The following is a 9,616-nucleotide window of genomic DNA, read 5'->3' on the forward strand; positions in this document are numbered from 1 at the left end:
CGGCCGGTCCCGGGGACGCCCGCGTCGCTCCGGCTCGGGGTCAGCGGCGCAGCGCCCCGCGCAGGGCGTGCAGCACCTGGCGGGACTCGGCGCGGCGGTCCCAGGCCACCGCGGCGAACACCGCGGCGAGCACGGCGGGCATCAGCGCCCACGCCGGCTCCAGCACCAGGATCTGGGTGAGGGCGGCGCCGGCCATCAGGCCGATCAGCGCGATCCCGGCGAGCCCGGCCAGCCGCGGGACGACCAGCGCGATCGCGCCGGCGGCCTCGACGGTGCCGGTGACGTAGCGGAACCACTGGCCCCAGCCGATCAGGTCGAAGCTCTCGACCGCGTCGGCCTGCCCGGCGAACTTCGGCAGCGCCGAGGCGAAGAACAGGAACGCCGCCAGGAAGATCTGCAGGCCCCACAGCACCTTGCGCCGCGCGGACATGCGGGCGCCGGCGCCGTTCGCGGCAGTGGCGGTGGTCGTGGCGGTCGTGGCGGTCGTGGTGGGGATGCGGGTCGCGGTCATGGCGGTGGTCCTTCCGTGCGGTGCGTCTCATCGGCCTTTCACTGACGCGTCGCACGGCGGCCCCGCGGATCGACATCTCCCCGGATTTTTCTTCGAAGTTTTTCCGCGCTCGTGTCTGTGCAGGTCAGCGCGGGTGCGCGCCGATGATCGGGGCGAGGAGCCCGGCCGCCTTGTCGACGTCGGCCTCGGTGGTGGTGAGGTGGAACGCGCAGCGCAGCCGTCCCGCCCGCACCGAGGCGGCCACGCCGCCGGCGCGCAGCGTCTCGGCGGTGCCGGCGGGGACGGGCACCGGCACGATCGCCGAGTCGCCGGGCGGCAGGCCCAGCGCGGCGCGGAAGCGGCGCGCCAGGCCGGTGTCGTGGTCGTGGATCGCGGGGACGCCGACGCGCACGAGCAGTTCCAGGGCGGGGGCGTGCCCGGTCCAGCACTGCCACGCCGGCGACAGGTCCAGGCGGCGCGCGTCCTTCGCCAGCCGCAGCGGCAGCCCGTAGACCGAGTCCCAGATGTCGGCGCCGGCGTACCAGCCGGCGCCGATCGGGGGCAGCGCGTCCAGGGCCTCGGGGGTGCCGGTGAGGAAGCAGGTGCCGCGCGGGCCGAGCAGCCACTTGTAGCCGCCGCACACCAGCCAGTCGACCTCGCGGGCGGGCAGCGGCAGCCACCCGGCGGCCTGGGTGGCGTCCAGCAGGATCCGGGCGCCGTGCGCGCGGGCGGCGGCGATGAGGGCGTCCATGGGGGCGATGCGGCCGTCGGCGGACTGCACCGCCGACACCGCGACCAGGTCGACGCCGCCGGCGGCGACGGCGTCGGGGATGCGCTCCAGCGGGACCTGCCGGACGGTGAGGCCGGGCCGCGCGGCGAACGGCCACAGCAGCGAGGTGAAGTCGCCCTCGGCGGTCAGGACGGCGGCCCCGTCGGGCAGCGACGCCGCGACCAGCCCGGTGAAGTACGACACCTGCGGCCCGCACGCGACGTGCTCGGGGCGGACGCCGAGCAGCCGCGCGAACGCCGCGCGGGAGCGGGTCACCGCCTCGTCCATCGCGGCGGCGGTCATCCGCCCGGCGGCGCGGTCCCGCTCGGCGGCGAGCATCGCCTCGTGCGCCGCGCGGGGCGGCAGGCCGTAGGAGGCGGTGTCGAGGTAGGCGACGCCCGCGCCGAACTCGCGGCGCGCGTCGTCGATGGAAAGGGGGGCGTAAGAGGAGGTGTCGTCCGGGAAGGCGGTGTCCGAGGGGCGCGGGCCGGTGGGAACGTTCATGCGTCGATCGTCGGGCACGCACCGCCCATAGGACAAAGTACGTTTTTCTGGGCTTCCCATCAGTGCGGTTGATACCTTGCGGGGATGCTGGACCTGCACCGCGGCCGGATCCTGCGGGAGGTGGCGCGGCTCGGCTCGATGACCGCGGCCGCCCGGTCCCTGGCCTACACCCAGCCCGCCGTGTCGCACCACATCGCGCGGCTGGAGGCCGAGGCCGGCACGCCGCTGGTGGTGCGGCACGGCCGCGGCGTGCGGCTGACCGAGGCGGGGCGGATCCTGGTCGAGCACGTCGAGGACGTCCTGGCGCGGATGGCCGACGCCGAGGAGCGGATCGCCGCGGTCGCGGGGCTGCGGGCGGGGCGGGTGCGGGTCGCGGTGTTCCCGACCGCCGCCGGCGGGCTGCTGCCGGACGCGCTGGCGCGGCTGCGGGCCCGCGCGCCGGGGGTGTCGGTGCGGCTGGCGGACGCCGAGCCGGGCGAGGCGCTGGCGGCGCTGCGCGCCGGGGAGACCGACGTGGCGGTGGTGTTCCGCTACCCCTACATGCCGCCCGACACCGGGTCGCGGTTCCGGGAGATCGTGCTGGGCGAGGACCCGATCCGGCTGCTGGTCCCGGCGGGGCATCCGGTGGCGGACGCGCCGCGGCCGCGGCTCGCCGACCTGGCGGGCGAGACGTGGGCGTCGGGCTGCGCGCGGTGCCGCGACCACCTGCGGTGGGTGTGCGAGCGGGCGGGGTTCGCCCCCGACATCGCGTTCGCCACCGAGGACCATGTCGCGATCCAGCGGCTCGTCGCCCGCGGCCTGGCCGTCACGACGCTGCCGGGGCTGGCGCTCGGCCTGCACGCCGAGCCGGGCGTGGCGCGTCCCGCCGTGCCGATGGCCGGGCGGCGCCGCATCGCGGCGCTGGTCCCGGCGGGGCCGCGGCCGCCCGCGGTGGCGGCGCTGCTGGAGGAGTTGGCCGCCGTCGCCGCGGCCCGCCTGCCCGCGGACGCGCCGGGCGGGAACGGAACGGGCGAGGAGGGGGCGGGCGGGGCGCTAGGACAGGTGGCGGTGCAGGTCGGTGAGGCGCCCGGCGGCGGCCACGACGGCCTCGGCCAGGGCGGGCAGCCGGTCGTCGCCGAACCGGACCGCGGGGCCCTGTAGCGCGACGGCGGCGAAGACGCGCCCGCCGCCGTCGCGGACGGGCGCGGCGACCGCGCGGACGCCCGCCAGCCGCTCCTCGTCGTTGACCGCGTGGCCGCGGTCGCGGACGCGGGCCAGGTCGGCGTCCAGGGCGGCGCGGGTGGTGAGGGTGGCGGGGGTGTAGCGGTCGTAGGGCTCGCCGCCCGCGAGGGGTTCGCCGCCGAACGCCAGCAGCGCCTTGCCCATCGCGCAGGCGTGGACCGGGTTGCGGTCGCCGGGCGGCTGCACGTACCGCAGCGGGTGCGCGGAGGGCAGGTGCAGCAGGACGGCGACCTCGTCGCCGGTGCGGACGCCGAGGCTGACGGCCTCGCCGGTCCCGTCGCGCAGGGCGGTCAGCTCCGGCTGCAGCAGGGTGGCGCCCATCCGCTCCAGCGCCAGCCGCCCGAGGATCGCGGTGGTGGGGCCGAGGAAGTACCGCTCGGTCGCGGGGTCCTGCCCGAGCATCCCGGTGGCGTGCAGGGCGTGGACGATGCGGTGCGCCGTGCTGACCGACAGCCCGACCCGGTGCGCGATCTCGGTGGGGGTCTGCCGGGCGGTGCCCTCGAACGAGCGCAGCACCGCCACGGAGCGGTCCACCGTCCGCGTGCCGGGCTTGGGGTCCGCTCCGGGCCGCGCGCTCACCGGCCCGCCGGCGTCGAAGTCGTTCACGTGCCCAATACTCCCACCGCCGCTCCGGCCGCGGCGCGGCGGGCGGCCCGCGGGGGCGTGCCATAGTGGGCGCGTGACTCCCCCATCCCCGGCAGGCAGGGCACGCGCGGCGGGCCCGCCGCGAACCGCACGCGCGCGAACCGGACGGGCGCGGGGGGCGGTCCGCCCGCCGCTGGCGCTGACGGTCCGGCACGGCATCGCGTTCTCCGCCGACCCGTGCGCGAGCCTGCTGCGGCTGCACGCCGAGGCCGGCCCGGTCGCGGCGGTCGGGCCGCGCCGCAAGCCGCTGGTGCACCTGTTCGGCCCGGACGCCAACGCGTTCGTGTTCGCCAACTCGGGCCTGTTCCGCTGGCGGGAGGCGTTCGACCTGCTGGTGCCGGTGAACGGGGAGACCGCGCTGATCGTCAGCGACGGCGACGACCACCGGCGGCGGCGCCGCCTGGTGCAGCCGGCGTTCCACCACCGCCGCGTCGGCGCCTACGTGGAGCGGATGGCCGCCAACACCGACGCCGCGCTGCGGACGTGGCGGCCCGGCCGGACGCTGGACGCCTACGCCGAGCTGCGGTCGGTGATCCGGCGCAGCACGGTCGAGGTGCTGTTCGGCGACCGCCTCGCCGCCGACGCCGAGGTGATCGGGCGGCGGCTGCAGGTCGCGCTGGCCGCGGTCGACCGCAACTTCGTGCTGCAGATGATGCTGCGGCAGGTCCCCAACCCCTACATGCGGCGCGTCGCCTCGGCCCGCGCGCAGGTGGCGCGCCGCGTGGACGAGGAGGTCGAGCGCCGCCTGCGCGAGGACGCCGCCCAGGACACCGCCCAGGCGGACGGGGAGGCGCATGACGACGTGCTGGCGATGCTGATGGCGGCGCGGGACGAGGACGGCGGGGGCCTGACCCGGCAGGAGCTCCAGGACCAGGTCATCAGCCTCATCTCCGCCGGGTACGACACCACCAGCGCGGCGATGGCGTGGGCGGTGTACGTGCTGGCGACCCACCCGGAGGCCGAGGAGCGGGCGCGGCGGGAGGTGGCCGAGGTGGTCGGCGACCGGCTCCCGCGGGCCGGCGACCTGCCCGGGCTGACGTTCCTGGACGGGGTGGTGAACGAGACGCTGCGGCTGTTCCCGCCCGCGGTGCTCAGCGCACGGGTGCCGGTGGAGGACTTCGACTACGGCGGGCACCGGATCCCGGCAGGCGCGATGGTGCTGTACTCCCCCTACGTCACGCACCGGATGCCGGAGGTGTGGCCGCAGGCGGGGCGGTTCCGTCCCGAGCGGTGGGACCCGTCGTCGGACCTGCACCGCCCGGCCACGCCGGCGACGTACCTGCCGTTCGGCGGCGGCCCGCACCGCTGCATCGGCTCGACACTGGCGACGGTGGAGATCAAGACGATGCTGGCGTGCCTGCTGCGCCGCACCCGGCTGCGGCTGGTGTCGCCCGCGGTCACGCCGACCAGCGTGACGGCGATGCGTCCCCGCGGCGGCCTCCCCGTCCAGATCATCGGCTAGCCGGGCCGGGTCATGGGCCGGGCGGTCCGGGCTGCGCGCTGCCGGTTGCGCGGGCGAGGCGGCCGGCCATCGCGGTGAGGCGCTCGGCCAGCTCGGGCGGCCCCTGCACCTCGAAGTCGAGGTCGAGGTAGGCGATGCGCAGCGCCGTCCATTCCAGGGAGTCGGCGGTGGTGCGCAGGACGCAGGTGCGCTCGTCGACGGCCTCGACCTCGGTGCCGCTCACCCGGAACCGGTCGGCCAGCTCGGCGGCGGGCGCGTGCACCTTCAGCACCGCCCGGACCTGCGGTGCCCGCGCCCGCGAGCGGGCCACGAACGCGGCGGGGTCGGCGGCGGGCAGGTCGCGCGGCGGGACCCGCACGCCGGTCGGGTGCGGGCGGGCGATGCGGTCGACGCGGAAGGTGCGCCACCCGCCGCGCCCGGTGTCGAAGGCGACCAGGTACCAGCGGCGCCCGGCCGCGACGAGCCCGTGCGGCTCGGCGGTGCGGGCGGACTCGGCGCCGTCCCCGCTCCGGTAGGTGAAGCGGAGCCGTTCGCGGTCGCGGCACGCGGCGGCCAGGACGGTGAGGGTCCGCGGGTCGGCCCCCGGACCGGCGGGCGGCGTATCCAGGGGGGTGGTGGCGGTGTGCAGGGCGGTCACGCGGCGCCGCAGCCGCGCGGGCAGGACCTGTTCGAGCTTGGCCAGCGCCCGCACCGACGCCTCCCCGATGCCCTCGACCGCGCCGCCGGCGGCGGTGCGGAGCCCGACGGCGATCGCTACGGCCTCCTCGTCGTCGAGCAGCAGCGGCGGCATCGCCGCGCCCGCCGCCAGGCCGTAGCCGCCGGCGGCGCCGGGGGCGGCGTGCACGGGGTAGCCGAGGTCGCGCAGCCGCCCGATGTCGCGGCGGACGGTGCGGGCGCTGACCCCGAGCCGCTCGCACAGCTCGGGGCCGCTCCATTCGCGGCGGGCCTGCAGCAGCGACAGCAGCCGCAGCAGGCGTTCGGACGGCGGCATGCCCTCCAGTATGCGCGGGAACGCGGCCAGATCCTGACCGCGTTCCCCGGGATCGGGCCCGGTGTGCGGTGCGGGCGATGATTTCGCGGGCTCGGCGGGGTCTTCATCTGCGGACGCTCGATCGTGAGGAGGGACGACGATGACCGACCGCGAACCCGCGCAGACCCGCAACCTCGACATCTACGGCGACGGTGTCCTGACCTGGGACACCGCGCGCGCGGCGCTGCGGGAGGCGCTGCCGAAGCCGGAGACGCCTGTGTTCCTGGGGACGGTCCGCCCCGACGGCCGCCCGCACGCGGCGGGGGTGGGCGCGCTGTGGCACGACGGCGACCTGTACTTCACCAGCGGGCCCGGCACCCGCAAGTCCCGCGACCTGGCGGCGAACCCGGCGTGCACGCTGTCGGTGCGGGCGCCGGGGGTGGACCTGGTGCTGGAGGGCGAGGCGGTCCGCGTCACCGATCCCGCGGTGCTGGAGCCGGTCGCGGCCGGGTTCCGGGAGGGCGGCTGGCCGGCGCGGGTGGACGGCGGCGCGCTCACCGCCCCCTACAGCGCGCAGAGCGCGGGCCCGCCGCCGTGGCACCTGTACCGCTTGACGTTCCGCACCGCGGCGGGGGTGGCCACCGCCGAGCCGTTCGGCGCGTCGCGGTGGCGCTTCGACCCCTGACCGGCCCCTGACCGGTGCCTGGCGTGCCGCGCCTGCCCGGGGCGCGGCCGCTCCCGGGCGCGCCGGCTCGTAGACTCTGCGGTCATGAGCGATCGGCCGTCCCCCGCGTCGTACCTGTCGGAGCTGTTCTCGCTGGAGGGGCGGGTCGCGGTCGTGACGGGCGGCAGCTCGGGGATCGGGCGGGCGGTCGCGGGGGCGCTGGGCCGGGCGGGCGCGTCGGTGGTGGTCGTGGCGCGGCGGGCGGCGGAGCTGGCCGCGGCGGTGCGGGAGCTGGAGGGCCACGGGTGCCGCGCGGCGGCCGTCAGCGCCGACCTGGGCACCCGCGAGGGGGTGGCCCGGGCGGCGGAGGAGGCGGCGGCCGCGTTCGGGGAGCCGGACATCCTGGTGAACTCGGCGGGGGTGAACCTGCGGCCTGCGATGGGCGAGCTCGGCGACGAGGTGTGGGACGCCACGATGGCGGTGAACCTGGAGGCGCCGTTCCTGCTCGGGCGGCGGTTCGGGCCGGGGATGGCCGAGCGGGGCTTCGGGCGGCTGATCCACATCTCCTCGCAGCAGGCGTTCCGGGCGTCGCTGACCAGCGGTGCGTACGGGGTGTCCAAGGCGGGGCTGGTGGCGCTGGCGCGGTCGCAGGCCGAGGCGTGGTCGCCGCGGGGCGTCACCGCCAACACGCTGGTGCCGGGGTTCGTGATGACGCCGCTGAACGCGCGGGTCTCGGCGGACCCGGAGCTGGTGCGGACGCTCGCCGGGCGCACGCTCACCGGCCGCAACGGGCTGCCGGAGGACTTCGCGGGCGCGGCGGTGTTCCTGGCCTCGCCGGCCGCCGGCTACGTCACCGGCCAGTCGATCTTCGTGGACGGCGGGTTCTCCGCGCACTGAGGGGTCTCGGCGCACTGACGCGCCGTCAGCGGGCGGGCGGCGGGCCGAACAGGCCGGTGGCCGCGACGGCCTCGGCGGCGTCCGCGGCGTGGACGATGCCGGGGGCGGGACGGCCGTCGTGGTCGTGGACGCGCCAGCCGCCGATCTGCACGACCGGGACGGCGGCGCGCCGCATCGCCAGGGCCAGTTCCGACAGCGTCCCCCAGGACCCGCCGATGACGATCACGGCGTCGGCGGCGTTGACGATCACGTTGTTGCGGGCCTGCCCGAGGCCGGTGGGCAGCGCGACGGTGAGGTCGGTGCCGGCGGCGGCGCGGTCGGTGCCGGGCAGGACGCCGACGACGACGCCGCCGGCGGCGCGGGCGCCCGCCGCGGCGGCGGCCATCACCCCGCCGAGTCCGCCGCAGACGACCACGGCGCCGTGCCGGGCGAGCAGCCGCCCGGTCTCGCGGGCGTGGCCGCGTTCGCGTCCGGTGCACTCGCCGGGCCCGCACACCGCCACCTGCACCGGGCCCCGGCCGGGCCCCTCGCCCGGGTGCTGGGCGGGCACGGGGCTATTCGGCGCCGTGCCGGGCGGCGATCCGGTCGATCGCGGCGGCGAGGTCGAAGTCCTTGCCGGTCAGCCCGCCGGCGCTGTGGGTGGTGAGGGCGAAGGTCACGGTGCGCCAGCGGATGTCGATGTCGGGGTGGTGGTCGGCGTCCTCGGCGGCGCGGGCGACGTCGCCGACCAGGTCGATGCCGGCGAGGAAGGCGGGCGCCTTCACCGTCCTGCGGATGAGGTCGCCGTCGCGCTCCCAGGCGGGCAGGTCGCGCAGCCGTCCGGCGACGGCGGCGTCGTCGAGGGTGTCGGCCATCCAGATCACTTCCCGTTCGTGTCGTCCGCCGGCCGGGACGGCCCTTCCCCTCCGAGTACATCACGTCCGGCTTCGGGGGTCTCCCCGGTGGTGACCTGCGCCCACACGTCGGTGGTGCGGGTCCGCCCGGCGGGGGCGTCCTCGACGGTCTCCTCGACGATGACGGCCGCCGCCACGCGCGGGCCGGCGCCGGGGGCGGGGCGGGTGGCGGTGGTCCAGGTGGTCTTGGCGACGTCGACGACGACGTCGCGGGCGACGTCGGCGACGATGCCGCGCAGGGTGTCCTGCATGGCGAGTTTGAGGGCGTCGCGGAGCAGTTCGCGCAGGACGGCCTCGATCGCGGCGGTGGCGGCGCGGGACGCGGTGCGCAGGGCCAGGTCGCGGGCGGTGCGGGCGACGGCGCTGCCGGTGAGGTCGGTGACCAGGGCCGCGGCGTCGCGGGCGGCGCCGCGGACGGCGGGGTCGGCCGCGGCGCGGGCGGCGAGCCCGGCGGCGGCGCCGGTGAGGGGGGCGAGCTCGGGCGCGGCGGCGGCGGCGCGGGCGCGGTCGCGGACGGTGCCGGCCAGGTCGCGGGCGGCCTGCTCGGCGGTCTCGCGGACGACGCGGGCGACGACGTCGCGGCCGGCGGTCATCGCGGCCTCGGCGGCGGCGTCGGCGACGGTGTCGACCGCGGCGTCCACGACGGTCCTGGTGGCGGCCTGCACGACGGGCGCGGCGGCGGTGCGGGCGGCGACGTCCAGGGCGGCGTCGGCCGCGGCGCGGGCGAGGGGCCCGGCGGCGAAGCGGCGCGCGGCGGCCGCCATGGGGTGCCGCGCGGTCTGCTGGGCGGCCTGCTCGGCGAGGGCCAGCGCGGTGGCGGCGGCCTGGTAGGCGCCCGCGGTGGCGGGGTTGGCCGCGGCGGCGGCGCGGGCCTCGGTGACGGCGCGTTCGGCGGCGGCGGAGGCGGCCTTGACCGCGGCGTCGCGGGCGGCCTGCTCGACGGCCTTCATCGCGGGCGTGCCGGCGAGCTGGTCCAGGATGCGGGCCGCGGCGACCGCGGCGGCCCGGCGGGCGGCGGCGACGGCGGGTTCCCCGGCGGTGGCGGCGGTCCGCGCGGCGGTCGCTGCGGCCGGGGCGAGCCCGTCCCAGATCTCCTCCAGC

Annotated in this window: 10 protein-coding genes and 1 pseudogene; 4 read left to right on the plus strand and 7 right to left on the minus strand. The window is 78.1% G+C overall.

The window, feature by feature from the left end; all coding sequences use genetic code 11:
• Positions 1-40 precede the first annotated feature (40 nt).
• Together IEZ03_RS05230 and IEZ03_RS05235 are read right to left on the minus strand one after the other, a co-directional pair.
• Positions 41-511: a DoxX family protein gene (locus tag IEZ03_RS05230; protein WP_221480732.1), complete on the minus strand. Its 471-nt coding sequence runs from the start codon at positions 509-511 to the stop codon at positions 41-43.
• Positions 512-635: 124 nt separating this feature from the next.
• Positions 636-1,763: an aminotransferase class V-fold PLP-dependent enzyme gene (locus tag IEZ03_RS05235; RefSeq protein WP_184884562.1), complete on the minus strand. Its 1,128-nt coding sequence runs from the start codon at positions 1,761-1,763 to the stop codon at positions 636-638.
• 84 nt (positions 1,764-1,847) lie between these two features.
• Between IEZ03_RS05235 and IEZ03_RS05240 the strand changes: the two genes are divergently transcribed.
• Positions 1,848-2,903, plus strand: a complete 1,056-nt coding sequence (locus IEZ03_RS05240; protein ID WP_184884564.1) for a LysR family transcriptional regulator — start codon at positions 1,848-1,850, stop codon at positions 2,901-2,903.
• Here IEZ03_RS05240 and IEZ03_RS05245 read toward each other — a convergent pair.
• Positions 2,796-3,590, minus strand: coding sequence for an IclR family transcriptional regulator (locus IEZ03_RS05245; protein WP_229808027.1), 795 nt, complete (start codon positions 3,588-3,590; stop codon positions 2,796-2,798). The genes IEZ03_RS05240 and IEZ03_RS05245 overlap by 108 nt on opposite strands.
• Positions 3,591-3,663: 73 nt before the next feature.
• On the opposite strand from IEZ03_RS05245, the gene IEZ03_RS05250 reads away from it, so the two are divergent.
• Positions 3,664-5,091: a cytochrome P450 gene (locus IEZ03_RS05250; RefSeq protein WP_229808028.1), complete on the plus strand. Its 1,428-nt coding sequence runs from the start codon at positions 3,664-3,666 to the stop codon at positions 5,089-5,091.
• Between the two features lie 10 nt (positions 5,092-5,101).
• On the opposite strand, the gene IEZ03_RS05255 is transcribed toward IEZ03_RS05250, so the two are convergent.
• Entirely contained in the window at positions 5,102-6,082 is a 981-nt protein-coding gene (locus IEZ03_RS05255) for a helix-turn-helix transcriptional regulator (RefSeq protein ID WP_184884574.1), read from the minus strand.
• Positions 6,083-6,221: 139 nt separating this feature from the next.
• Here IEZ03_RS05255 and IEZ03_RS05260 point away from each other — a divergent pair, with 139 nt between their 5' ends.
• Both IEZ03_RS05260 and IEZ03_RS05265 read left to right on the plus strand, forming a co-directional pair.
• Positions 6,222-6,746 (plus strand): pyridoxamine 5'-phosphate oxidase family protein, encoded by a 525-nt coding sequence (locus IEZ03_RS05260; RefSeq protein WP_184884576.1) that lies wholly within the window; start codon positions 6,222-6,224, stop codon positions 6,744-6,746.
• 84 nt (positions 6,747-6,830) lie between these two features.
• Positions 6,831-7,622, plus strand: a complete 792-nt coding sequence (locus tag IEZ03_RS05265) for an SDR family NAD(P)-dependent oxidoreductase (RefSeq protein ID WP_184884578.1) — start codon at positions 6,831-6,833, stop codon at positions 7,620-7,622.
• A gap of 25 nt (positions 7,623-7,647) precedes the next feature.
• Here IEZ03_RS05265 and IEZ03_RS05270 read toward each other — a convergent pair whose 3' ends face one another.
• The 3 genes and pseudogenes from IEZ03_RS05270 to IEZ03_RS05280 form a co-directional block, all read right to left on the minus strand.
• Positions 7,648-8,172: a TIGR00725 family protein gene (locus IEZ03_RS05270; RefSeq protein WP_229808029.1), complete on the minus strand. Its 525-nt coding sequence runs from the start codon at positions 8,170-8,172 to the stop codon at positions 7,648-7,650.
• Between the two features lie 4 nt (positions 8,173-8,176).
• Positions 8,177-8,476, minus strand: a complete 300-nt coding sequence (locus IEZ03_RS05275) for a 4a-hydroxytetrahydrobiopterin dehydratase (RefSeq protein ID WP_184884580.1) — start codon at positions 8,474-8,476, stop codon at positions 8,177-8,179.
• A gap of 5 nt (positions 8,477-8,481) precedes the next feature.
• A pseudogene (locus IEZ03_RS05280) lies at positions 8,482-9,616 on the minus strand (hypothetical protein); the annotation flags it as partial.

The organism is Actinomadura livida (assembly GCF_014648675.1).
Taxonomy (GTDB): Bacteria; Actinomycetota; Actinomycetes; order Streptosporangiales; family Streptosporangiaceae; genus Spirillospora; species Spirillospora livida.